Source organism: Selenobaculum gibii (genome assembly GCF_030273445.1).
Taxonomy (GTDB): Bacteria; Bacillota; Negativicutes; order ICN-92133; family ICN-92133; genus Selenobaculum; species Selenobaculum gibii.
In genome coordinates this window covers 174928-199208 of sequence record NZ_CP120678.1, presented here as the reverse complement: position 1 = coordinate 199208, position 24281 = coordinate 174928, and the positions used below count along the sequence as shown (strand labels likewise).

20 protein-coding genes and 1 other annotated feature are annotated in these 24281 nt (G+C 35.0%); of the genes, 10 read left to right on the top strand and 10 right to left on the bottom strand.

Annotated features, from left to right (window positions below; genetic code table 11):
• The first annotated feature begins 166 nt into the window (after window positions 1–166).
• The 3 genes from P3F81_RS00830 to P3F81_RS00820 all read left to right on the top strand — a co-directional run bounded on the left by P3F81_RS00830 (window position 167) and on the right by P3F81_RS00820 (window position 5637).
• The gene (locus P3F81_RS00830; protein ID WP_147667262.1) at window positions 167–2302 is read left to right on the top strand and encodes a BglG family transcription antiterminator; all 2136 of its coding nucleotides are present in this window, start codon (window positions 167–169) and stop codon (window positions 2300–2302) included.
• Between the two features lie 2 nt (window positions 2303–2304).
• Window positions 2305–4173, top strand: a complete 1869-nt coding sequence (locus P3F81_RS00825) for a PTS mannitol transporter subunit IICBA (protein WP_147667264.1) — start codon at window positions 2305–2307, stop codon at window positions 4171–4173.
• A gap of 210 nt (window positions 4174–4383) precedes the next feature.
• Window positions 4384–5637: a zinc-binding dehydrogenase gene (locus tag P3F81_RS00820; protein ID WP_147667266.1), complete on the top strand. Its 1254-nt coding sequence runs from the start codon at window positions 4384–4386 to the stop codon at window positions 5635–5637.
• Between the two features lie 82 nt (window positions 5638–5719).
• Here the strand turns inward: P3F81_RS00820 and P3F81_RS00815 are convergent, their stop codons facing one another.
• Window positions 5720–6355 carry a flavin reductase gene (locus P3F81_RS00815; RefSeq protein WP_147667268.1) on the bottom strand — a complete coding sequence of 212 codons (636 nt, stop codon included), beginning with the start codon at window positions 6353–6355 and terminating at the stop codon, window positions 5720–5722.
• A 144-nt stretch (window positions 6356–6499) separates the two neighbouring features.
• On the opposite strand from P3F81_RS00815, the gene P3F81_RS00810 reads away from it, so the two are divergent.
• The gene (locus P3F81_RS00810; protein WP_147667270.1) at window positions 6500–7459 is read left to right on the top strand and encodes a DMT family transporter; all 960 of its coding nucleotides are present in this window, start codon (window positions 6500–6502) and stop codon (window positions 7457–7459) included.
• Between the two features lie 19 nt (window positions 7460–7478).
• On the opposite strand, the gene P3F81_RS00805 is transcribed toward P3F81_RS00810, so the two are convergent.
• Window positions 7479–9611 (bottom strand): transporter substrate-binding domain-containing diguanylate cyclase, encoded by a 2133-nt coding sequence (locus tag P3F81_RS00805; protein ID WP_309320534.1) that lies wholly within the window; start codon window positions 9609–9611, stop codon window positions 7479–7481.
• A 100-nt stretch (window positions 9612–9711) separates the two neighbouring features.
• On the opposite strand from P3F81_RS00805, the gene P3F81_RS00800 reads away from it, so the two are divergent.
• The gene (locus P3F81_RS00800; protein ID WP_147667274.1) at window positions 9712–10371 is read left to right on the top strand and encodes an HAD family hydrolase; all 660 of its coding nucleotides are present in this window, start codon (window positions 9712–9714) and stop codon (window positions 10369–10371) included.
• 43 nt (window positions 10372–10414) lie between these two features.
• On the opposite strand, the gene P3F81_RS00795 is transcribed toward P3F81_RS00800, so the two are convergent.
• Together P3F81_RS00795 and serA are read right to left on the bottom strand one after the other, a co-directional pair.
• Entirely contained in the window at window positions 10415–11659 is a 1245-nt protein-coding gene (locus tag P3F81_RS00795) for a tRNA nucleotidyltransferase/poly(A) polymerase-related protein (RefSeq protein ID WP_147667276.1), read from the bottom strand.
• Between the two features lie 166 nt (window positions 11660–11825).
• Window positions 11826–13409, bottom strand: coding sequence for a phosphoglycerate dehydrogenase (gene serA / locus P3F81_RS00790; protein ID WP_147667513.1), 1584 nt, complete (start codon window positions 13407–13409; stop codon window positions 11826–11828).
• Between the two features lie 106 nt (window positions 13410–13515).
• Window positions 13516–13718: a binding site (T-box leader), on the bottom strand.
• Window positions 13719–13899: 181 nt separating this feature from the next.
• Here serA and serC point away from each other — a divergent pair.
• Both serC and P3F81_RS00780 read left to right on the top strand, forming a co-directional pair.
• Window positions 13900–14988 carry a 3-phosphoserine/phosphohydroxythreonine transaminase gene (gene serC / locus P3F81_RS00785; RefSeq protein WP_147667278.1) on the top strand — a complete coding sequence of 363 codons (1089 nt, stop codon included), beginning with the start codon at window positions 13900–13902 and terminating at the stop codon, window positions 14986–14988.
• Window positions 14989–15171: 183 nt separating this feature from the next.
• Complete coding sequence (locus tag P3F81_RS00780; protein ID WP_147667280.1) at window positions 15172–16011, top strand: glucosaminidase domain-containing protein; 840 nt, start codon at window positions 15172–15174, stop codon at window positions 16009–16011.
• A 50-nt stretch (window positions 16012–16061) separates the two neighbouring features.
• On the opposite strand, the gene P3F81_RS00775 is transcribed toward P3F81_RS00780, so the two are convergent.
• On the bottom strand, window positions 16062–16283 hold the full coding sequence (locus P3F81_RS00775; protein ID WP_147667283.1) for a hypothetical protein: 222 nt from the start codon (window positions 16281–16283) through the stop codon (window positions 16062–16064).
• A gap of 838 nt (window positions 16284–17121) precedes the next feature.
• The gene (locus tag P3F81_RS00770; RefSeq protein WP_147667285.1) at window positions 17122–17661 is read right to left on the bottom strand and encodes a cysteine hydrolase family protein; all 540 of its coding nucleotides are present in this window, start codon (window positions 17659–17661) and stop codon (window positions 17122–17124) included.
• A gap of 281 nt (window positions 17662–17942) precedes the next feature.
• On the opposite strand from P3F81_RS00770, the gene P3F81_RS00765 reads away from it, so the two are divergent.
• On the top strand, window positions 17943–18374 hold the full coding sequence (locus tag P3F81_RS00765; protein ID WP_147667287.1) for an Lrp/AsnC family transcriptional regulator: 432 nt from the start codon (window positions 17943–17945) through the stop codon (window positions 18372–18374).
• 79 nt (window positions 18375–18453) lie between these two features.
• Here P3F81_RS00765 and P3F81_RS00760 read toward each other — a convergent pair whose 3' ends face one another.
• Entirely contained in the window at window positions 18454–20055 is a 1602-nt protein-coding gene (locus P3F81_RS00760; RefSeq protein WP_309320533.1) for a WG repeat-containing protein, read from the bottom strand.
• Window positions 20056–20242: 187 nt separating this feature from the next.
• Here P3F81_RS00760 and P3F81_RS00755 point away from each other — a divergent pair, with 187 nt between their 5' ends.
• Window positions 20243–20611: a hypothetical protein gene (locus tag P3F81_RS00755; protein WP_309320532.1), complete on the top strand. Its 369-nt coding sequence runs from the start codon at window positions 20243–20245 to the stop codon at window positions 20609–20611.
• A 61-nt stretch (window positions 20612–20672) separates the two neighbouring features.
• Complete coding sequence (locus P3F81_RS00750; RefSeq protein ID WP_147667291.1) at window positions 20673–21068, top strand: IS3 family transposase; 396 nt, start codon at window positions 20673–20675, stop codon at window positions 21066–21068.
• Window positions 21069–21281: 213 nt separating this feature from the next.
• On the opposite strand, the gene P3F81_RS00745 is transcribed toward P3F81_RS00750, so the two are convergent.
• The 3 genes from P3F81_RS00745 to P3F81_RS00735 form a co-directional block, all read right to left on the bottom strand.
• Window positions 21282–21623 (bottom strand): hypothetical protein, encoded by a 342-nt coding sequence (locus P3F81_RS00745; RefSeq protein WP_147667293.1) that lies wholly within the window; start codon window positions 21621–21623, stop codon window positions 21282–21284.
• A complete protein-coding gene (locus P3F81_RS00740; RefSeq protein ID WP_309320769.1) occupies window positions 21613–23601 on the bottom strand; it encodes a hemagglutinin repeat-containing protein in 1989 nt (662 codons plus the stop codon). Before P3F81_RS00740 ends, P3F81_RS00745 begins: the two co-directional genes overlap by 11 nt.
• Before the next feature lie 266 nt (window positions 23602–23867).
• Window positions 23868–24281 carry an immunity protein YezG family protein gene (locus P3F81_RS00735; protein WP_147667297.1) on the bottom strand — a complete coding sequence of 138 codons (414 nt, stop codon included), beginning with the start codon at window positions 24279–24281 and terminating at the stop codon, window positions 23868–23870.

Here is a 24281-nt window from a genome sequence, read left to right as displayed (position 1 = left end):
GCTACTTTATTTCCATCAGTAAATTGAAATCTTTAATTTTGTCCATAATAAATATGGACTTGTCATGATTTCTTTTGATTGAGTTTGACTGACTTTGAATGTATAATAAAATTAATCTTAAGATAAAGCCAACTCATACTATCGGATAAACAGAGGAGGCCTTGTAATGAACAGCGCAAAGCTCAATCCGCGGATCAAGGAAATTCTTCTTCAATTAGCTAAAGCTGCAGCTCCAATTACACTTTCTGAAATAGCTAAAAATTTAGAAGTCAGTGCTAAAACTATTCGCCGTGATTTGCCATATGTTGAAAAAATATTATGCGAATATGGATTTAAGTTAGACAAAAAAACCGGCGTCGGTATTCACCTTCTCGCTTCTTCGGCGGAAAAAAATCAGCTTATCCAATTATTTCAGGAACAGACGACTCAGCAAATCTATACCCCCACTCAGCGTCAAATTGCAATTGCAGGTCAACTTTTATCGAATCAAGAACCAATGAAGTTATTTAAGTTAACAAAGCAGCTAAACGTCACGGAAAGCACAATAAGCAATGATTTAGATAAGCTCGAACCTTGGTTTGCTAAACATCATTTATCTTTCATCAGAAAACCGGGGCTAGGCATCTATCTCCAAGGCGACGAACAGGACATTCGTAAAGCGATTATTCACTATATTTATGAAAACATTGACGAAACAGCTTTGCTTAGTATATTACGCGATAACTTTTCAAAAGCTAAAGAGAATCATTCATCCATTGCAATAGATGCGAGTCGGCAATTACTCAATCTAGTTGAACCCAGCGTTATCATAAAGCTAACAAACCTTTTAAAAGATACAGAAGAGTTTATGTCCAAAAAGCTTTCAGACAGTGCCTATATCGGCTTAACTGTACACCTGGCTTTGGCAATTAAACGAATGCAAACCTATGGTTCGATTACCATGACACAATCGCACCTTACTGAGCTACAACAAGAGGCCGAATATCGCATTGCGCAAAAAATTGCCACCCAAATTAACAATGTATTTCACCTAACTGTTCCTGAAGCTGAAATTGGCTATATTACAATGCATCTTTTAGGTGCACGCAACCAATATTTTTCTGCTGAAAATAGAGGCAAAACGATTGACAACTTTAAACTAGTTCAACTTTCAACACAAATGATCAAAATCGCTGAGCAAGAAATAAAGCTTCCATTAATAAAAAACGAAAAATTACTCATTGGGTTAGTTAATCATCTCGGCCCATCCATTCGTCGCTTACAAATGAATATGGAAATAAGAAATCCTTTATTAAAAGATATGAAAGAGCATTATCCAGAATTAATGTGGATAAGTAAAAAATGCGCGATAACTTTAGAAGATAAGCTAGATCTCATTATGCCCGAGGCGGAAATTGCATATATTGCAATGCATTTAGGAGCAGCAATTGAAAGCCAGCATAAAGTATTTAAACCAATTTACAAAATAGCGATTGCCTGTCCTTCTGGCATGGGATCTTCTCGCTTATTAGCTACACGAATTGAAAGAGAATATGAAACTCTCAAAATCACCAATATTATCTCTGCAATCCGCATAGATGAAACCGAATTACGCAGAGCAAGTGTGGACTTCGTTATCTCTACGATTCCAATAACAAATTGTACCCTACCTGTCATAGTGGTAAATTCGTTGCTCCTCGATGTCGATAAACTTGCGATTGAGAATCAAATAAATTTACTAAATACTTCACACCAAACTTTATCAAAAATTTCCGAACAAAATTATACTTTTTCTGAAAAGATCACTATGTTAACAGACTATGGACAAGCGATTCTCGAATTGCTAAACAACTTTTTTCTTACTGTTGATGCTAGCGCAAATTCATTAGAAACAGTGATCATAAATATCAGTAAATTCCTAAAATCTAACGGTTCCGAACAAAAGATACTAGAAAAAGCGTTTTTAGCAAGAGAACGTTATGGTACTACGTTCATCTCTGATTCTCCAATTATTTTATTGCACTGTCGAAATGATATTATCACGCAATTATGTTTCGGAGTAATTCAATTAGCAAATCAAATCACTGTGAATGACGGAAATGATGAGATGAAAGTTGTGAAAACAATAGTTGTCATGCTGGCACCTGAGGAAGTCAGCAAAACAAAATTAGAAATAATGAGTTATCTCGCTAAAATGTTTCTTGAACGATTTGGGTTTCTTGATTTATTACAAAGTGGCCCCCAGGAGCGCATTCGTTTAGAAATCAGTAATATGTTGGAAGAGTTTTATAAAGAGAGAAATACAACATTCATGGAGGGATAAACATGCAAGAAAGCATTCAAAAATTTGGTCGTGCTCTCAGTGGTATGGTTATGCCAAACATTGGCGCTTTTATCGCTTGGGGCATCATTACGGCTTTATTCATTCCTACGGGATGGTATCCAAATGAAAAATTAGCCTCGCTCGTTGATCCAATGGTAACTTATTTATTACCATTGTTAATTGGTTATACTGGTGGTAGAGCTGTAGCTGGCGCAAGAGGTGGTGTACTTGGTGCAATCGCAACCAGCGGCGTCATCGTCGGCGCTGGAATTCCAATGTTTATCGGTGCAATGATTATGGGACCTCTCGGCGGTTATATTATCAAAAAATTTGATGAATCCATCGATGGCAAAATCCCATCCGGGTTTGAAATGCTCATTAACAATTTTTCTGCCGGCATTATTGGTGCAATTCTTGCCTTATTAGCTTATATTGCAATCGGGCCAATTGTTCTACTTTTAAATAATTTTTTGCGCGCTGGGGTAGAAACAATTGTAACTGCTGGTATTTTGCCAATTGCATCTATATTTATCGAACCAGCTAAAATTCTATTCTTAAATAATGCAATCAATCATGGTGTCTTAGGTCCAATTGGTATTCAAGAAGCACAAACAACCGGAAAATCCATCTTCTTTTTACTTGAATCAAATCCTGGTCCTGGACTTGGTATTTTACTTGCCTACTGGATGTTTGCTAAAGGAACTGCTAAAGATTCTGCCCCTGGCGCAACAATCATCCATTTTCTCGGTGGTATTCATGAAATCTATTTTCCTTATGTTTTAATGAATCCACTTTTAGTTTTAGCCGTAATCGCTGGCGGAATGAGCGGTGTAGCCGTCTTTTCATTACTCGGGGCAGGGCTGGTTGCTACACCTTCTCCTGGTAGTATCTTCGCATTACTTGCAATGACGCCAAAGGGACTTCATCTTGCTGTACTTGCTGGCATTCTGACTTCTACAATCGTCTCCTTCCTCGTTGCTTCCGTTTTCGTAAAACGTGCAGCTGGAAGAATGGATGATAGCCAATTATCAAAAGCACAAGAAACGATGAGAGATTTAAAAAGAACTCCAAACACTTCTGTTTCCAAAACAACAATTGCAGGCAACGACTTGAAGAAAATCATTTATGCTTGTGATGCTGGTATGGGCTCTAGTGCAATGGGTGCAAGTACACTAAGAAATAAATTTAAAAAAGCTGGTTTTAATGTGAGTGTTACCAACTGTGCAATCGAGGCAATTCCTGCTGATGCCCAAGTTGTCGTTACACATGAAAAACTTGCGGAACGCGCAGTGAAAGCATCCCCACAAGCTGAGCATATCTTCGTAAAAGATTTTCTCCAAAACAATGTATTTGAAATTTTATCCGAACGTTTAGCAAATGTCAAAACAGCACCTATTCTTGAAACAGAAACACCGAAAAATCAACCTGATTCAAGCAGTATGCTAAAAAAAGAGAATATTAAATTAAACTGCCCTTCTACCGATAAGGAAACTGCGATTCGCGAAGCTGGAAAGTTACTTTTCAAAAGCGGGTATGTCGAAGAAGATTATATTGAAGCAATGATTGCACGTGAAAATGATATTACTACCTATATCGGTAAAGGTATCGCAATTCCTCATGGTGTATCAAGTGCTAAAGAGAAAATTAAAAAATCTGGTATTGTCGTTCTGCAATATCCAGACGGTGTACAGTTTGGCGATGATACCGCCTACCTCGTTATTGGTATTGCTGGGCTTGGCAATGAGCATTTAAATATTCTGGCAAATATCGCAACTGCAATTGAATCCGATGAAGACGGCGGTGAAGATATTGTAGCGAAGCTTCGTAAAACAGACAAAATAGAAGATATTTATCATATTTTCACCATGTAAAATAAAGTAGACTTAATTCCGGTGGAGCTTTTACTCCATCCGAATCCTAGCCAACCTTATCCAGGGGCATAGCTGCTCGCCTGTGCCCTGTATGGGTGTAACTCCCACTTATAAAAGTTAAGAGTCTTAAAGCAGATCAGTCATCAGATAAATATTTTGAACAGCTAACTATAGTATTTAAAATAAAAAATTTGATAAAGGAGCAAAAAAATGAAAACAAAAGCAGTCCGTTTATACGGAAAAAAAGATTTACGCTTAGAAGAATTTGAGCTTCCAGAAATACAAAACGATGAAATATTGGTCGATATCATCACTGATAGCGTTTGTATGTCAACTTATAAAGCCGCATGTTTAGGCGAAGATCATAAGCGCGTACCTTCAGACATCTCTTCGCACCCCATTATCGTTGGGCATGAAATGGCAGGAACGATTCTTCAAGTCGGTCAAAAGTGGCAAGGGAAATTCAAAGCCGGCGAAAAATATGCATTGCAACCGGCACTAAATTATAAGGGAAGTATGGATTCTCCTGGATATTCATATCGCTATTGCGGAGGTACAGCAACACATGCCATCCTTCCACACGAAGTTATGGAGGTTGGCTGCCTATTAAAATACAGCGGTGAATCCTTCTATGAAGCTTCTCTTGCTGAACCAATGTCTTGTATTATCGGCGCTTTTCATGCAAACTTCCATACAAAAATGGGAAGTTATGAACACCTTATGGGTATCGTTGAGGGCGGAAAATTAGCGCTTATCGCGGCGGCTGGTCCAATGGGCCTTGGCGCAATTGATTATGCGCTTCACTGTGATCGCCGTCCTGGTTTTATCGTCGTAACCGACGTCAATGAATCAAGACTTGCCCGCGCTGAACAAATTTTCGCTGAAAAAGCGAAAAAATCCGGCATCGAACTTCACTTCGTCAATACAGCCAACGTGGAAGATCCCGTTTCCTATCTTCGTAAATTAAGCGGCGATACGGGATTTGATGATGTATTCGCCTTTGCCCCTGTAAAAGCAGTAGTCGAACAAGCAGATCAAATTTTAGGACGCGATGGTTGTTTAAACTTCTTCGCAGGCCCAACAGATACCAAATTCTCTGCTGAATGCAATTTCTATAACGTACACTACGCTTCTACACATACAATTGGAACAACTGGTGGGAATACAGATGATATGATTGAATCCCTTCGTTTAACTGAAGAAGGAAAAATCAATCCCGCAGTTATGGTAACACATATTGGCGGTATTGATCATGCCGCCGAAGCTGTGCTTACACTACCTGATAAACCAGCTGGGAAGAAATTAATTTATACCGGAATTAATCTTCCACTTGTTGCAATTGAGGATTTTGCTGAATTAGGTAAAACAAATCCCCTTTTTGCAAAACTTAATGAAATAACAAAGAAAACCAATGGTCTTTGGAATGTAGAGGCCGAAAAATATCTCCTTGCTAATGCAAAATAGACTTCAACAAAAATCCCTATCATTTTGTAAAAAATGATAGGGATTTTTATATGAGGTAAAACTCCACCCAAATGAATCCACTTTATTGCTCTTTAAAATGGGATTTACTTTGCTTGCAAACTGGGCAAACAAAATCTGCTGGTGCATCGTGAATATCACCTTCATAGACATATCCACAAACATCACAAACATATTTATCTTTTATCGTTTCTTCTGCTTCTGCTTGATACGTAGGAGCATTCTTCGGTGCTTTTCCTTTAATGACTTCATGATAATATTTATAAGTCATCGGATCAACATTTACACCTTTCATCGTATTCGTAACACGCCCAAGAATAATAAAATGCGTTTCGGTTTCCGTCATGGATATCACTTCCGCCCCAATATATCCACAAGCATTCTCTTTGACTATTGGCATACCATCCAAATACATATATTCTAAGCCATCAAATTTGTCCACTTCGCACCCGGAGCAAAAGCCAAGTTTCGCGATTGTATTCTGGCTTGTCTTCTCTGATAAAATAGATACACTAAACTTTCCACACTCTTTAATTGCGTTATAAGTAAAATTATCTTTATTCATACTCACAGCAATAATCGGATTTTCACTTGTAATCTGTACGACAGTATTAACAATACACCCTGTCGGACGCTCCTCATCTAACGTTCCGACTGCATACATTCCATAAGAAAGTTTCCATAAAACTGACATATCCATAAAAAAGCCTCCTCTATTTCAAAAAAAAAAAAATAATTATTATTAATTAATAGCCCATCATCAAATTAAAGGTATTCGGCATTTGCTAGCGAATTCCTTTTTTTCATAGCCACATTTAAACATATAAAGATATGGAGAACCTACATGATTCCTAAGGATACTAAAACACCAGATACCAAATTAAAATGCATTGCTAACTTGATTATGCTCCTTATTGTATTGATATGGGGCAGTTCATTTATCAGTATAAAGATAGCCGTTCATGAAATCCCACCGATTACACTCGCTTTTATTCGCTTTTTTATCACTTCAATTATCCTTTACTGTGGCTTAAAAATTAACGCACCACAAACAAAGATATCCAAATCGGATTACTTACCCCTAGCAATTGCAGGATTTGTTGGCATCACCAGCTATTTCTGTTTTGAAAATACTGCGCTTAGTTTAACAAGTGCGTCCAATGCTTCTTTAATCTCTTGCCTAACTCCAATTATGGCGATTGCACTTAACGTAATCTTTTTCAAAGCACGTTTATCAGGATTAGAATTTATCGGTTCTGCCGTCGGTTTAATCGGAGCCTACCTTACAATTACCGCTAACGGAGATTTATCTTTAGATTCAAATAATTTTAAAGGGAATATGCTTATGATCGGTGCAATGTTTTCTTGGGCAGTTTTCACTCTACTCAGTAAAAAAATACAACATAAATATAGCAGCCTTTGCATTGTAACTTACCAAACTATTTTTGCTACAATTACACTATTACCGCTCGCCTGCTTTGAATATCAAAAATGGCAACCTTTCTCCCCCCTTGCATTAGCGCAAGTCATTTTTCTTGCTGTGTTCTGTTCCGCACTAGGAAATTATCTTTACGTTTACGCACTAAAAATCCTTGACGTTACAATTACAACGATTTATCTAAGCCTCGTTCCAATCGTTGGCGTTATTGCGGGTTCACTGATTCTGGGCGAAACAGTTTTACCTATTCAATTATTAGGCGGCAGTATTATTATTAGCGCAATTCTAATAATTAATTTAGAAAGAACATTTAATCTTTGGCAAAATCAGCTGATTACGAAAAAACCAAACTCTAAAATATTTTAAAGTTTGGTTTTTTTCTTTTTTAAAAACTATACGTATTCCGCCCCTGTTGTTTTGCATAATATAAAGCTTTATCTGCCGACTCATATAAAGTATCAAAATTATAGCCACTTTCAGGGAACTTAGCAATTCCAATACTACAAGTTAACTTGCATGATTTACTATTTTGTATATTACGAAAGGCTCTGTTTAACCGCATCGCTTCTTTTGCAATATCTTCTTCTTTCTCAATAACATTGAGGAATACGACAAATTCATCTCCTCCTAATCTGCCAAAAATTCCTCTTCCTTCAAATTGCTCCTTCAAACATTTCGATACCAATTGAATAATTTCATCGCCAAAAGGATGTCCATACGTATCATTCAACGCCTTAAAATGGTCAATATCAATAATAAATAACACTCTACGATAAGATATTCCACTACGAAGCAACTTATTTATCTCTTTTTTTATCCCGTCACGATTATACATATCACTTAACCCATCAGTTTCCGCCAATCTTTGCAATTTTATCACTTTACGATTTTTGGCTAAAATAATTGTAATTAAAATTGCAATAACTCCAAATAATGTAACAGCAATCCCTTGATAATAACACTGCAAAAAAAAATTTTGCAAGGAATCTTGTTTTATCCTTGTATTTCCCAATATGATAGTATCAATATCAACAAAACTAATGCGAGCGATACTTTTATTAAGAATACGCGGTAATATATTTCCATTTTCACGATTCACCGCTAAACAAGGAAGCAACTTTTCATCGGTCAAAATCTTCTTTTCAAAGTTCTTTATCTGCCCGCGATTCCGCATAATATCTTCCATCATATATAAATTCTGTAAAGCAAAGTCAGCTTCTCCGCGTTCAACTCTGCTAACAGAATCATCATAATTTCTTGACCGTATAATATTTACCTCGGGATAAAGTCTTTCAATATAATAAATTAAATCAATTCGATCTTCCGGAATAGCAATAGTCGTGTCCATTTTTAATGGTCTATCATCTATAGAAAGCAACGTTTGAAAAATATGCATATAAGGTTTTGTTAACAACGCTTGGTACTTCTCAACTAGAGCAACATTGTTGGGAAACTGACTAGCTATATTAATTTCTTCTTTTTTTAGTCCTTCTAATAAATCTATATATCCCTTATAGCCTACATATTCAAACTTAATTCCACTATATTCTGCAATCAAATCCATAATATCTATCATTATCCCTTTAGGCTTTTTATCTTTTTCATCAAAGTACTCCATTGGATAATCATTAACAACATAACCTACTTTAAGGATAGGATGTTCCCTAATATATGCCCTCTCCTCTTTCGTATAGACATGCATCTTTGTATCAATTTTCCCGTAATACTTAGCAAATAGCTCCTTATCATAATCAGGATTTTCTTTTTTTATTTCAGCGAGAGCAAAATTAAGCTTATCCAAAATGTGTTTATTCCCTTTTGTCGTAATAAAATAGGACTTGACTGGTTCAAAACTCATTAATAACTTCTCTGTTTTTAAATTTCTAAGATTATCCGAAACAAAAGCATCAATTCTACCTTCATTTAACGCAGTCACTATATCCTGCTGACTGCCAAAATAAATATTTTTTGTATGAATATTCTTTGCTTTGCAAAAATTTTCAAATACGTGGTTGTCATCACTGCCTGCCATAAGACCAACAGTTAATCCATCTAATTTTTCAACTTCGCCATATTCAAAATTTTCATTGTCCTGTCTCACATAAATCCCTGTAGCGCTCATACCACTTTCAAAATTTGGATAATCAAAAATTCGTGCTCTTTCATCTGTATATTGTGCTGCACCTAATATATCAATTTCACCTTTTTCTAACATAGCTAATTGTTCTTGCCATGTTCCTGAAACATATTCATATTTCCAATTGGTGAACTCTGTAATTTTTTGTAAATATTCATACCCATAACCATCTTTTTGATCTATACCATAAATATCGTTATATCCATCAAATAAAAAATATCCAACGCGTATTAATTCTTTTTCCTCCTCAGTATAGCCATTGACTGGCTGAACGAGTATCATTAATGATAAAAACAATATAATAATTTTTATTACTCTGCATATTCTAATGGTATCACCACCTTTTGCTATCATTATATTATAAAATCCGACAAAAGTCATAAGAATATAGCATCCTAGGAAGTTTTTGAAAAAATTGGAACAACACTTTACAAAATCATATATAATAGAGATATAGTAAACATTTTGAGGAGGATATTTTATGAAAGCTGTTATTTTTGATATGGACGGAGTCATTATCGACAGCGAACCAATCTACAATAAAATTCATGCAGATATGTTACGAGAATTTGGTATAACAGAATTTCTCGATTGTCCCGAAGACTATACCGGAATGACAAGTATGTCCGTATTTACCAAGACAAGAGAATTATATCAATTAAAGCAGACCATAGCTGAAATAGCAGCCTATCAACGCGATATTATTATTCGAGAAATAAAAAAACTAGATGATGAACCAATCACCGGCATTCGAGAATTATTAGCAAGTTTAAAAAAACATAAAATAAAAACAGCGATTGCTTCATCATCAGAGCGATTATTTATTAATACTGTTGTTGATAAATTTGGGCTACACGATTATTTCGATGTAATTGTCAGCGGAGACGATATTGAAAATAGTAAACCTGCACCTGATATATTTCTCAAAGCTGCTCACCTATTATGCGTTGAACCAGCAAATTGCCTTGTCATTGAAGATTCAAAAAGTGGCACAATCGCTGCAAAAGCTGCAGCAATGAAATGCGTTGGATTTGCCAACCCAAACTCTGGGAAACAAGATTTAAGTCAAGCAGATAAAATCATTTCTTCGATTCATGAAATCAATATTCTTGAATATATAAAAACGTTGAATTTCAAATGAAATTCAACGTTTTTATATAATTTATTGATTTTTTCAGCAATTTTCACACACAATTATTTTCAACCTGAGTTCTGAGCTGTTGATAAAGACGTAAACGTTCATTACGAACCCATGCACCAATTTGATTTCCCGACAACCCTTGTGGTGCCGAATGCCCACATACCCGACTTAACTTACCTAAATAAAATTCGTAATGAATTAAAAACTCTGGTAAGCTTCCATTATCCGCCCGAATTACGGCCGAAAAACCATCTGCACCAATCGGATTTTTCCCTAACGCAATAATAAAATCAACAATTTTCCCATCATGTTTCATGACATTGACACGCATATGCTCTTTAATCACAAAATCCGCACATTTTATCCATAGACGCGGTAATGTCATTAGAAAATTCCACTCACTTAAAACTTTTATGCCTTTTTTTTCATGTCCATAATGATGTGGCAACATGACCGCTGGCGTTACCCCTTTTCCAATATCATGTGCTAATGCGGCAAAACGAACCTCTACACGGTTGTTTTCCATGGCAACTCTATCTAAGACTTGCATACTATGCACAAACGCATCTCCCTCTGGATGATATTTCTTCGGTTGCGTTTTGCCAATAAGCGCATAAATATGTGGAAATGTCACATCCAATAATTCTGCATCTCGCAATGCAGAAAAAAATCTTGATGGAATATCTGTTTTCAGCGCTTTTTCCAACTCTCCTACCAATCGTTCTTTTGCTTCCAGTTGGATCTCCCTACGGCATTGTTTCATATACTCTATCGTTACATCATCAATAGCGAAACCAAATTGCGCCGCTTGGCGCGCAGCCCGAAGCGCTCTTACGGGATCATCGGTAAAATGCTTAGAAACAGCCCGAATTCGTTTCGCTTTGATATCCTCTGCACCATGATATGGATCAATAATCTCTTCTGTCATTACATCATAGGCAATACTATTCATCGTAGAATCCCTACGATACAAATCTTCTTCTATTGTAATTTTAGAATCAAATACAATAGAAAACCCTCGATATCCATCACCAGATTTTATTTCACTTCGCGCAAAAGCAACTTCACATTTTTTCTCATCAACAGTAAGTAAATACACAGGAAAAGCTTTTCCTATACGAACTGCCTGTGGGAATGTCTGTACAAAAGACTCTTCACAAACTCCACATAAAGCATAATCTTTATCGTGTGCAGCTACCCCCCTTAATAAATCTCTCACCCAGCCGCCGACAATATAAAGTTTTCCCCCAAGTAGATGAACTTTTTCACAAAACTCTATTTCTTTCATTCTATTTCCTCATTAATAAAATTCATTATTTTCATTATACCTCATATGATAAAATCTATGAAAGATGGAGATAAAAAATACAAGTCTTTATTTTGAAGACTTGTATTTTTTATCTCTTAATTTTACTATTCATCTATTCCTATATTATATAGGAAGAAAATCTTCCTCAAACTACGTCAAAGTTGACTAATTTTGCATCAAAAATTCCTTGTACGCTAACAACCTCAGCAAGAACATCCGCTGAAATTTCATTATCAATAGTAAGTACCATAATATTTGTTCCTTTAATATCTGTTTTACCCACTTGCATACCAGAAATATTAATACCCGCAGCACCCATAATAGAACCAACTTTACCAATAACACCTGGGCAATTGATATGAGGGCAAATTAAGATTCTCGCATGGGGATCAACATCTACACGATGTTTATTAATTGTAACAATGCGAGCCTCTTCACCGAATAATGTCCCTTGTACTTCCACCGCATTTTTCGCAGCTTTTACACGTACCGTAATTAGATTTGCAAAATTATCTGCCTCTGCATTCTTAACGGATTTCACTTTAATATTGCGCTCTTTCGCAATACCAGGCGCATTTACATAGTTTACTGCATCCTGCAATATTGGGTTTAACATTCCTTTAACAACTGCAGTTGTAATCATTTTTGTATCTACTTTTGTAATTTCACCATTGTATTCTACTTCTACTTCAGAAATTGCACCTTCTGCTAAAGAACGAACTGTACATCCCATACGTTCTGCCAAGTCAAAGTAAGGTCTGATTGTTTTCATTACTTGAGCCGAAACAGGTGCCATATTTACCGCAGTTGAAACAGGTTCGCCGCGAAGTGCTGCTGCTACCCCATAAGCAACGTCAACTGCAACCCCGATTTGCGCTTCTACCGTAGATGCACCAAGGTGAGGTGTAAGTACAACTTTTTCTAGCCCTTGTAATGGATGATTTTCGCCCATAGGTTCACTCTCAAAAACGTCAATTGCGGCACCAGCTACAATACCGTCTTTTACAGCTTCAGCTAATGCAGCTTCTTCAATGATTCCACCACGTGCACAATTTACTAAACGAACGCCTTTTTTCATTTTTGCAAAAGTTTCTTTACCTATCATATGCTTTGTTTGTGCTGTAAGCGGCATATGTACTGTAATGAAATCTGCTTTTGTATAGATATCATCTAATGTACCGAGTTCAATGCCCATGTTTTGCGCTCTTTCTTCATTAACATATGGATCGTAACCAATAACATCCATATCAAAAGCCAAGGCGCGTTTTGCAACACCGCTACCGATACGGCCTAAACCAATCACACCTAATGTTTTTCCACGAAGTTCAACACCGACATATTTTTTACGATTCCATTCACCTTTTTGTGTTGTTTCATTGGCAATTGGAATATTTCTCGCCATTGAAAGCATCATTGCCATCGTATGTTCTGTAGCTGCAATTGTATTACCTTCTGGCGCATTGAGAACAATAACACCTTTCGCTGTAGCAGCCTCGATGTTAATGTTATCTACACCAACACCAGCACGACCAACAACTTTAAGATTCTTTGCTGCTGCAAATACTTCTTTTGTTACTTTAGATGCGCTACGCACGATTAACGCATCAAATTCAGGAATCATTTCCAGTAATTCTTCCGCAGTCAATTTTGGTTTTTCTACAACTTCAAACTCTTTACTTAAAATGTCTATCCCTTTTTGAGAAACTCCATCGGCAACTAAAACTTTCATCATGTTACAAAACTCTCCTTTTCTTATCTTAAAATCAAATTCCATAGATTCCTTTGCTGGCACAGTCGGAATCTGGCATATATACAAAAAAGTTTCGCCCCAAATCAATTGGGGCGAAACTTTAATATTCCGCGGTACCACCCAAGTTAGCATAATATGCTTCCTCTAGTCCGCTATATCGGGCGAAACCCGTCTTAATTCATCATTAGATACTCTGGGGCGGAACAATCTACACCACTTACCGATTTTCACCAAACACCGGTTCTCTGAAAAGTAATCGCTAAATCGCTTCCCCATCATCGCATTTACAAATAGTCAATAAAATGACTGTTTTATTTTTTTATCATGTATTAAATTATATTTTATCCTCCGTCAAACGTCAAGTGTATTTTTCAAAAAAACATTTTTTATTTTTTCCTTGACGATTTTGTAAAAATAGCGTTAGAATATAACAAAAAAATAAACAAGTTACCTGAGGAGGTATCCTGATTTGAATAATCGTATTTTTAATTTCAACGCTGGTCCAGCAGTTCTACCGCTTGAAGTTCTTCAAGAGGCACAGGCTGAATTATTAAACTTTCAAAATACAGGCATGTCCATTATGGAAATCAGTCACCGTTCCAAACCATATGAAGCTGTACATAATCAAGCAATTGCCGATATCAAAGAATTGATGAAACTTGGTGATGACTACGAAGTGTTATTCATCCAAGGCGGCGCAAGTATGCAATTTGATATGATTCCAATGAACTTTTTAACAGCAGGAAAAATTGGGAACTACGTAGTTTCCGGCTCCTTTGCCAAAAAAGCCTTGAAAGAAGGAAAACTTTTTGGTGCAACACACATTGCCGCTTCCAGTGAAGAATCAAACTTCACTTATATTCCAAAACAAGAAGATATCAAATTAAGCGATAACGCAGCTTATCTTCATATCTGCTATAACAATACAATTTTTGGTACGGAATGGAAATACGTTCCTGAAACAAACGGTGTTCCATTAATTGCAGATATGTCCTCTGATATGCTTTCTCGTCCGGTTGATTTTTCAAAATTCTCCATGATTTATGCTGGCGCACAAAAAAATCTTGGGCCTTCCGGTGTTTGTTTAGTTGTAATTCGTAAATCAATGATTGAAAACTTGCCAGAAAATATTGCAGCAATGCTTCGTTATGATACTTATGCAAAAAATAATTCCCTTTATAACACACCCCCAGCATTTGGTATCTATATGCTTGGCAAAGTAGTTCGCTGGATTAAAAACAACGGCGGCCTTGAAGTTATGGCAAAACGCAATGCAGAAAAAGCTGCTATTATTTACGATGCTATCGATAACAGTAATGGGTTCTATCGCGGACATGCGCAAAAAGAGAGCCGCTCTTTCATGAATGCTACCTTCCGCTTACCAACGGAAGAATTAGAAAAACAATTTATTACCGAAGCGACTGAAAAAGGTCTAGGCGGTTTGAAAGGTCATCGTTCCGTAGGCGGACTTCGCGCTTCTATTTACAACGCAATGCCAAAAGCCGGCTGTCAAGCATTAGCTGATTTCATGGTAGAATTTCAGCGTAAAAACAGCTAATTAATCATTACATTACTAAAAATATATTAGACATCTAAGCAAGTTTGAAATCTCTTTTTTCCTGCCTAGATGTCTTTTTATTCGGGTTTATTTGCTATTTTTTGTATAATTAATTTAAAATACTCTTTTTCATATCCCGATTACACCTAATCCTTAAACTTAAAAGATAAGGCGGTGATCACCATGAACATACTATACATACTATTTAAAAATTATTTACTTTACATAATATCATTATGCCTAGTAATTTTATTTATATTTAGTATATTTTTTTATGCCATTGTTTCATCGCCTTATATAGGTATAACCTCAGTAAAAGAAAACCTTGAAATTACAAATAATAAAATCGCGACTCTTACCGTTGAACTTAGAAGTTTAGCAAAGCAAGTCCAAAAAAAGAAAAATTCTCTGACCAATTTATACGTAGATTTTTTTTGTGCGCGCGGCAAGCTGACTATCCAGACAATCGTCACCCCTGAAAGCACACGTCTTCGATTTTGTGATGCTGAATTGAACTCAAAAATCTATCGTGCTAAGCCAAAAACTAGTCGAAACTACCAACGTTACTCACCAGAAACCTTTGATATTACTTCCCTCTCAGCAATAACCGCATTTGAATTAAACTATGTTTTGAAAAATACTCCTATGCAAGGATTAGGAGAGTCGTTTATTAATGCCGAATTAGATACGGGAATCAATGCTGTTTTCTTAGCTGCAATTGCAATTCACGAATCAAACTGGGGAAAATCCACACTAGCAACAGAGCGTAATAATTTATTTGGCTTTGCAGCTTATACAAGTACTTCTGAAAATGCAATCGCATTTGCCTCTAAAGCAGATGCTATTGCTTATGTCGCACAATTTCTACGCACACATTATATCGACGGAGACTACTATCGTGGTCACACGATTCGTGATGTTAATGAACTTTACGCCGCTGATAAAAACTGGTCAATTCAAATATTTTCTACAATGCAAAAAATAGATGAAATATTGCAAAATAACGATTTCTCAACTATATAAAAAACTACATCCAGCGGATTTTCTATCACCACTGAATGTAGCCATAGAATCTATTCAGCAACGGTTTCACACTTGTTAGGGAAATAGTGTGGAATGATATAGTATGGAATTGCCAAACCCACTAATACCCCAAGCCAAAACGAAAAAGTATTTCCCATCAAAAGAACAAAAGCTAATAGTAAAACCACAACCCACAAAATCCAATTATCACAATATTCATCAATTGTAAATCGAACAATTTCTTCTATTTTAGAACGCTCCATATCAGACATATCGTTCACCTCCTATATTACATAATATGTTTCAAGATGTAATTTGTCCCCTAACCTAAGTATCCTAGCCCTAAAATATAAAAATAATTTTAGAAAGTACCTCTTCTTCCTTCTCCAATTAAATTAGCAAATTCAATCGAAAATCAGCGAAAATATTTATAAATTTTAAATAATCTGAATATTGAAATAAATTTTTGGTTATGCTATAATAAAGCCATAAGGAATAGGAAATCTTCATACAGAAGGGAAGTGAGGTTTATCGAAGACATGACCGAACAAGTCATCCCAACATAAGCTTAACGTCACGGTGCAAATAAATTGTTTGAAAGATCTTACTCGTTACCTATGTAGAGATGCAATCCCGACGGATGTATACTCTTGGTGAGAGAAGATACTGATACGGCACAGAAGAGGACGGTAAGTATTCGTGTAAGGTGAATCCGTTTACCCCTAGAAGAACGCATTGATTGCAACAATGCGCAACAAAGATTCCTGTTCTGAATGTCATGACATGAATGGCTACCCATTTAGATTTTACTTGTATGTTTCTCTATATAGTTTAGTTAGCGACAATGGCTCATCTGCCGTGCGATCGCGCCTGTAAATAATATTTTTTAGTTAGGCTAGCTATAGAAATAAACAGTATGAGGTCTCTGATGAAAAGGAGTCCAGACAAGTGAATATCGGACAACAAAATAATGAATGAGGTATAGTAACCCAATGTCAAACTATAGGTACAGCTAGAGGGCAAACATCGAAAGTAGTGATGTTTTAGTCCTCTAGCTGTTTTATTTATGTTTTAAAAAATATTTTATTATAATGCACTTTTAAAGAATACCTATTTTACTATTTCTTTTGTTGAAACAACCTGCGAAAAAGTAGCTAATACAGAAGTCATTACTCCATGTATTTCTTTTTCTGTATATATCATATCCGCCTTTGCATTTGAACTATCATGCACCAAATAGAACTTATACCCTTTATGATACCCTTCTATAATTGTTGAAAGCACACACATTCTTGAATTGTAACCAACAACAAAAATTTTTGCCGATTTATATTTTTCTAGAAACCCCGTAAACTCTTCATTTGAAAAACAAGAATAATTATTTTTTCCAAATTCAGCTTCTGTTTTCAAGGGAATAAATTCATCTATATATTCTGCATACTTATTCCCTTTTAAAAAAACTTCTGTATTTTTGAATTCTAAATCATTATAATGTTTTACGTGAATAATCGTCCATTTATTTTTCCTAGCGTAATGTAAAACACTTTGTGCATTTTTTAAACTTTCCTCAATCTCTTTGATATAGAACGGGCGTCCTTTGGTATTATATTCTCTTTGAAAATCAATAAGCAATAAAACATTATTATCCATAATAATAAATCCCCTTTCAAAATATACCTCTAAATTTATTTATATAAAGATACATCAACATTGCAAAAAGAGCTAAAAACTCTTATGATTTTATATAGATAAGGCATGGCTTGATTCAAATGCATTTTTAACCCTATCTAAATCTTAGTTCATAACTAAATTGTGATCACATCTAAAGTTTAGCATTTTGCTATTTTTTTAGAGAAAGATTATCTAGGATAATCCTTTATTTATTAAAGTTTTTAAGGAAAAAAAATAATTTAAAAAGGTTGTGGATAAAGATGAATGATAAAACCATAAACTTAGATTCTACGGATATCCAAATCATTGATTGCCTAAAAATGAATTCTAGAATGCAATTAAAAGACATTTCAGAGCTAGTTCATCTATCCGCTCCCGCGGTAGCAGCTAGAATTGATAAACTAGAATCAACTGGCGTCATCAAACATTTTACTATTGAGATTGATGAATCAAAACTAAATAATTCAATACAATGTTTTATTATTCTCTTTATGAAAAACCTCGACCACCTTGGCTTGCAAAAACTAATCAAATCCCATTACACAATAAAAGAAGCCCATAAAATAAGTGGTCATGGCTGCTATCTATTAAAAGTACATGCAAAAAACCAAGAGGAACTCAATGCCCTACTAGATCAACTTTCCCTTTATGGGACGTATCAACTTAATATTTCTATTAGTAAAATTAAATAACTGTAATTTGTATTTAATCTTATAAAAAGAGGTTATGATTAGCGATTAAACTCGCTAATCATAACCTCTTTTCGTCGTTTTAACTTTTCAAGAAATCTGTAACAGAATCATATTTTGCTTCAATTACCTTGTCGCCTTGATAATTCATATAACCCCATTTTTTATTTTCTTTAAATTGAATCAAACCATTTTTAGAATATGTCATATCTTCAATCGCTGCATTTTCTGACATTATTATATTACCTGCTGTATCAAGAATAACCCAAGCATTATTTATCTTTGCAGTAGTCACCCCTTCAGAAAATCCATTAATGGCATTGTATTTTAAACGAACAATCTGAGTTCCCTCTTTATTAATACATGCCCATTTGTCCAGTACCTTAACTGCTGCAAGCCCTTCACTAAAATCAGAAACCATATCATATTTAAAAGGAATTACTTCATTTCCCTTTAAGTCTACATATCCCCATTTTTTATCCTTACTTGCCCCTACTACACCCTCGGAAAACCCTAATATCGCATCATATTGGGCAGGAATTATATATTCTCCTTTTATATTCATATAGCCACTTTTTCCATCAGTAACTACTCGCACTATACCCTCATGAAATTTATCCACCTGATCATTCTTTGTTGATATAACAAAATCACCTTTTTTATCTATATACCCGCGTTTTTGTTTCTGCGTTGTTAAATCATTTTGGTCAATTTCAATTCTTCTTACGCTAGTATTAGGTGCTGGATGATCAACGATACTTCCCATTGCTACAGTCAGTAAAAAACCGCCCCAACAAAACTTGCTTACCTTTTTCCTAACCTCAGCAATTTCACCATTAAAAGGATATACTTCATCAAAATCTGCCTCGCAAAGCAGTTCACCTTTTTTATCTATATATTTATATTTTCCACCATCTTTTATCGTTGCAATCCCATCTTCAAAGTTATAAATCCATGCACTGAATTGTGGTTTTATTACCATTTTACCCTCTTTATTAATAACACCCCACTTACCATTTTCTCTAACAGCTGCTAGCCCTTCACTAAAACGATTCGCGGACTTATATTGATAAGGAATGACTATTTCACCTTTTTTATTTATGTAGCCATATTTATCATCTTGTGAAACCGACGCTAAACCATTATAAAAAAAAGAAGCATTCTTATATGTTCCCTCAAAAGCTTTTTGACCAGTTTTATTATAATACTGCCAATCTTTATTTTTCTTTAAAAGAAATAGGTCATCGTTAAAACCTACAAAATCATCAAATTCAAAAGGAATTACTAGCTGTCCCAGCGTATCAAAATAACCGTATTTTCCTTTGAGTTTTGCCCAAATCATTCCTCCCTCTATATCACCCAACTCATCGTAAATTGCTGGAATAATTTCTTTTCCTGTCTTATTATAATATCCATACTTACCGTTCAATTTAACTTTTGCTATTCCAGATGAAAAATCACCCACATCATTAAAAACAATTGGGATAATGGACCTTCCCGTTTGGTCAATGTAGCCCCATTTACCATTTTCCTTAACTTTTGCAAGGAAAATTTCATTATTAGTTGACTGCTGAACTATATTTTCTCCATTCTCAGCTGCAAAGCTAACTTCTGGATAAAACATTAAACAGCCTAATGCAACAACACCTAATAAAAACCTAATCCCCTGATTCCAAAATAACAACCCCATCACTCCAAATCCATTTTATTGAAAAACATATCATTATTGACCATATCATGAATTTACAAAAAAGTCCATAAATATAATTAAATTTACTTTTTTAAAATATTTTCCCTTTAATTTTATGTTATAATATGGTATTATTGTAATTATCATGGAGTTAATATTTTTATAGAGGATGTGTTTTTTTATGATTACTTTAAAAAATCAAAGTACTGGACTTGTAAAACAATGTCCTACAGGATACTCTTGGACAACCTTTTTATTCGGAATCTTCGTCCCATTAATTCGTGGAGATATCAAATGGGCAGCAATTTTATTTTTGATTTCTTTATTTACAGCATTATGCACGGCAGGATTTGGCGCTCTATTTGTCGGCCCAATTTTTGCATATTTTTATAATAAGATTTTTATTAAATCAATGATTGAAAAAGGATATTCTTACTCAGATGAAGCAACCAAATCGTACCTTATTCAAAATAGTATTGTCTGTGCAGAACCTACCCCTTCACTTAATCTTAGCAATGCACCCCAAAAAACTAATCTATCTGATAACTAATTCATAATAAAGGCTCTAATTTAACAAAAAAGATAAAGGAGTACAAAGGTTACGGTTCTTTTTGTCTAATTATTTTGTTAATATATTTATTTTATCTTTATTAATACCTGTTATTTCTGCTAATTTTCTTAGTGGTATAATTGTGCGCCCTTTCTCGATTTGGTGGACACAAAAGTATGCTTGTTATGCTTATAGAGACCTTTTAAAGCATCATCATATTCAACAAAGCATGTCTAGGCGTGGTAATCCTTATAATAATGCTGTTGCTGAGAATTTCTTTAATTGCTTAAAATGTGAATTTGTTTATTTGCAGCGTTTTTCTACTCGTCAAGCTGAGCAGACAGCTATTTTTCGATATATTGAAACGTACTATAATTCTGTTCGTTCTCATAGTGGTATAGGTTGGATATCTCCAAATGATTTCGAAAAATTTATCTTATCAAACTCAGTAGCTTGATAATTTTCTATTTTAAAGCTATCCTAAGATTCTTTTAGTTTTTTTATTGTTTTTCGTGTCCATTAAACCGAGAAGGCTGCAATTCCGGTTATTCCACCTATTCCGATACTTGCGGAACTAAAAAAACAGAGGAAATAATGCTCTATCTCCTCTGTTTTTTTATTTAGCTATTAAGTTTGAGACAGAAAAACCATTTCTTCCTTTATCTATCCTCTATTTCCATCCATAATAATCCAAAAATTTATCTGGAATTCTTAATTTTATTTGTTCATCTAATTCCTTAACAAATACATTCATATCAGCTTCATCATACCACCTTTGGCTATTTTCTAAAGCAATCCCTTGCTCTCCATAAGAAATTGCACAACCAAAACTTCCTCTATCATAGTTTAATATAATCGGAAAATAATTATATAATCTAAATTCTATGCTAAACATGTTATACGGAATATCCGTTGCATCAGAAATCACAAAACCATCAATTTTCTCTCTGAAATAGTTTTTCAATATATTCATTATAGAATCTGCAATCATTATACTTTTTTTATCTTGCAATCCACACATCTCCTTCTTTTTTTAAAGATTGATAACCATATTTATCTTTTAAATATTTCCACTCTTGTGCCAAGAAACTATTCTCATATGCTGGTAATTCTGGATTATGAGAAAATTGAATTACCTTACCATTACTAATTGCGTCATCAAGTGCAGGCTTATTAAAATATTCAAACATTTCATTATTCGTTAGGTTATATCTATTTCTTACGTTTTCCCATTTAGTTCCCAAATCAAAATATGTTGAATTTTCTCCTGCTACCGATATATATGAATCTGTTCCATTTGTATACTTACCAAGAGTCATTAATTCAGCCTCTCCATTATGAATTGATTGACTTCTAATTTTTATGAAATCATCTAAGGGTATTTTTCCTCCTACTTTTCCCTCAATAATTCTCATTCCATCAATTACTTTTGTTCCATTTCCAGTTAAACTAGCACCGCCCTCAAGAAGTATCATACCTGCCTTAGCATCCATACTTGTTCCACCATAGTAATTGTATAAATCTAAAGCTCTTTGATATTCCCCATAATCATCTGGACTTATTAGTGGCATACCATTTACCGAAATATCATTTTCGTTATCATCTACAGCAACATGTATTTTTACATATTGTTGTGCCATTCCTGCTCCGGCAATTATTGTTCTTTCTTCCCATTGAAAATATGTGTCGCTAAGATTTATTCCTCCATCACCTTTTATAAACTCATTTCCATAGTCTTGATTGTCATAGTCTTGATACCAAACAACTGCTCCTGCTGGCGGAACATCCCCTTGCATATATACATCTATACCATTTTCTATTATAAAATATCCTTGTCCTTCTACAAATATATATGACCCTTCTGTTGTTGGTCTATGGCAATAATCATTATTTTTTATGCCACTTATCGCTATACTTGACCCAACTTCCGGTTTTAATCCTAGTACCTTATTGACCGTTCCTGCGACTAGACCTCCTGCAATTAGCCTAAGACCTTTATCTTCTATTTTAGATAGTTGGTTTTGCAATGCTTGGCTTATTCCTGCACTTATTGCTCCAGACTTAAATCCATTCCCAGCAAATTCAGACATCATTCTTCCTACAAGTGTATGTAGGAGGATTTTGTATTCCCCGCCTTCTGCCCATTTCGCTTTTTCTTCTGGTGTTTTTGCATTTTTCCAATTTCTATCTGCGATATCTCCTACTGCTTTAAATGCGACTTCACCAAATAAATCTGCTAGTTCTTGCTGTTCTTTTACTGTTTTTGCGTCAAAGATTTTTTCTAGTTTATTAAGTGCTTCTTGTGTATTTCTGCTTAAATCACTAATATTTTGATTTTCGTTGCTTCGTATTTCGATTGTTCCTTCGGCTATTGCAGATTTTGTTGTTGATTCTGCTTCTCCATTTGCAGGCATTCCTTGGCTAGGGGTGATTGGAATTTCACCTTTTGAATCAAAGTTAAATCCACTACTACTTGAACTATATTCCGCCTTATTTTCTATATCAGAATAAGTCAGCGTATCCGTGCTAAGTTTATTTTTACTCGCATCCGCTTCACTTGCAATGACTGCACCTTTTAAGTCAGTATTTTTGCCAACTTCAATATCGAAGCCACCTTTACCTGCGTAGATGCCGGCTTGGTCGGTTACGCTTTCGTAGGTGGAGTTTGTCTTGCCTTTATTTTTACCGCCTGTGATTCCTGCATTTTCATAGGTAGCTGGCTTTCCTTTTGGCTGTGATACCTCTACGCTAAAATTAAAGCCACTGCTATTATTCTTTTCGTCATAGGTTTCTTTATCTTGAAGGCTTTCGATATTTAGGTCTTTACCAACTTCCATTTTTACGGTATTGCCTTCAAGTTTGCTGCCTATGATGTTGGTGTCTTGTCCGGATTTTGTGGTGAGTGTGTCTTTTGCTGTGATTGTGCTTGCTATGTGTGTTTCTGCGTTTTCTTTTACTTCGCCGTTTGCTTTGTTATAGCCTGCATTGATTCCGGTTATTCCACCTATTCCGATGCTTACGGAACTATTTGAAAAAATCAGAGGAAATAGGGCTTCCTCTGATTTTTCATTTAGCTATTAAGTTTTAGACAAAGAGTACCGTCACCTTTGTATTTTGTAATCATCGCCACCACTAAATAATAGCTAATTTTAATATAGCTCAATAACATATACTTAATTTTTGCCTATTTTTCGTTAGGTTACTTTTTTGTTCCCTTTTTCCGGTGTTATTTTCACAATAACCGTCACCTTACCTATTACAAATTCAAATATTTAATTTTCCATTTTTCTTTTTTTTCTACAGGACTTATTTGCGCAACGTCATCATATTCATAGTTAATTTTAAAGTTCCCATCAGAATACAATGTTAATGTTAAATTGGTCCATGCTTGTTGCTCTTGCAATTTAAATTCTGATAGAAGTTTTCTAAAGGCATCATAAAGTTGATGATCAAGACCCGAAAAATATTCATCGTTGACAATAAATCTATCTGTTATATCTAAAGAATACATTGGAGTATTAACCCCAATTGGATAGTAGTAAAAGAACACACTGGCATAACCTTCCCTTACCTCTGCATACACATGTATTTTTTGCCATTCTTCGGGTACCATATTATTTAAAATATTAGCTATTTCACGGTATAACTCTTCCATTCTTTCAGTTTTCAT

Excerpts from the sequence above, each read along its gene's own strand:
- P3F81_RS00830 (WP_147667262.1), top strand. The coding sequence starts at position 167 with ATGAACAGCGCAAAGCTCAATCCGCGGATCAAGGAAATTCTTCTTCAA.
- P3F81_RS00825 (WP_147667264.1), top strand. The coding sequence starts at position 2,305 with ATGCAAGAAAGCATTCAAAAATTTGGTCGTGCTCTCAGTGGTATGGTT.
- P3F81_RS00820 (WP_147667266.1), top strand. The coding sequence starts at position 4,384 with ATGAAAACAAAAGCAGTCCGTTTATACGGAAAAAAAGATTTACGCTTA.
- P3F81_RS00815 (WP_147667268.1), bottom strand. The coding sequence starts at position 6,355 with ATGGATATGTCAGTTTTATGGAAACTTTCTTATGGAATGTATGCAGTC.
- P3F81_RS00810 (WP_147667270.1), top strand. The coding sequence starts at position 6,500 with ATGATTCCTAAGGATACTAAAACACCAGATACCAAATTAAAATGCATT.
- P3F81_RS00805 (WP_309320534.1), bottom strand. The coding sequence starts at position 9,611 with ATGACTTTTGTCGGATTTTATAATATAATGATAGCAAAAGGTGGTGAT.
- P3F81_RS00800 (WP_147667274.1), top strand. The coding sequence starts at position 9,712 with ATGAAAGCTGTTATTTTTGATATGGACGGAGTCATTATCGACAGCGAA.
- P3F81_RS00795 (WP_147667276.1), bottom strand. The coding sequence starts at position 11,659 with ATGAAAGAAATAGAGTTTTGTGAAAAAGTTCATCTACTTGGGGGAAAA.
- serA (WP_147667513.1), bottom strand. The coding sequence starts at position 13,409 with ATGAAAGTTTTAGTTGCCGATGGAGTTTCTCAAAAAGGGATAGACATT.
- P3F81_RS00780 (WP_147667280.1), top strand. The coding sequence starts at position 15,172 with ATGAACATACTATACATACTATTTAAAAATTATTTACTTTACATAATA.
- P3F81_RS00775 (WP_147667283.1), bottom strand. The coding sequence starts at position 16,283 with ATGTCTGATATGGAGCGTTCTAAAATAGAAGAAATTGTTCGATTTACA.
- P3F81_RS00770 (WP_147667285.1), bottom strand. The coding sequence starts at position 17,661 with ATGGATAATAATGTTTTATTGCTTATTGATTTTCAAAGAGAATATAAT.
- P3F81_RS00765 (WP_147667287.1), top strand. The coding sequence starts at position 17,943 with ATGAATGATAAAACCATAAACTTAGATTCTACGGATATCCAAATCATT.
- P3F81_RS00755 (WP_309320532.1), top strand. The coding sequence starts at position 20,243 with ATGATTACTTTAAAAAATCAAAGTACTGGACTTGTAAAACAATGTCCT.
- P3F81_RS00735 (WP_147667297.1), bottom strand. The coding sequence starts at position 24,281 with ATGAAAACTGAAAGAATGGAAGAGTTATACCGTGAAATAGCTAATATT.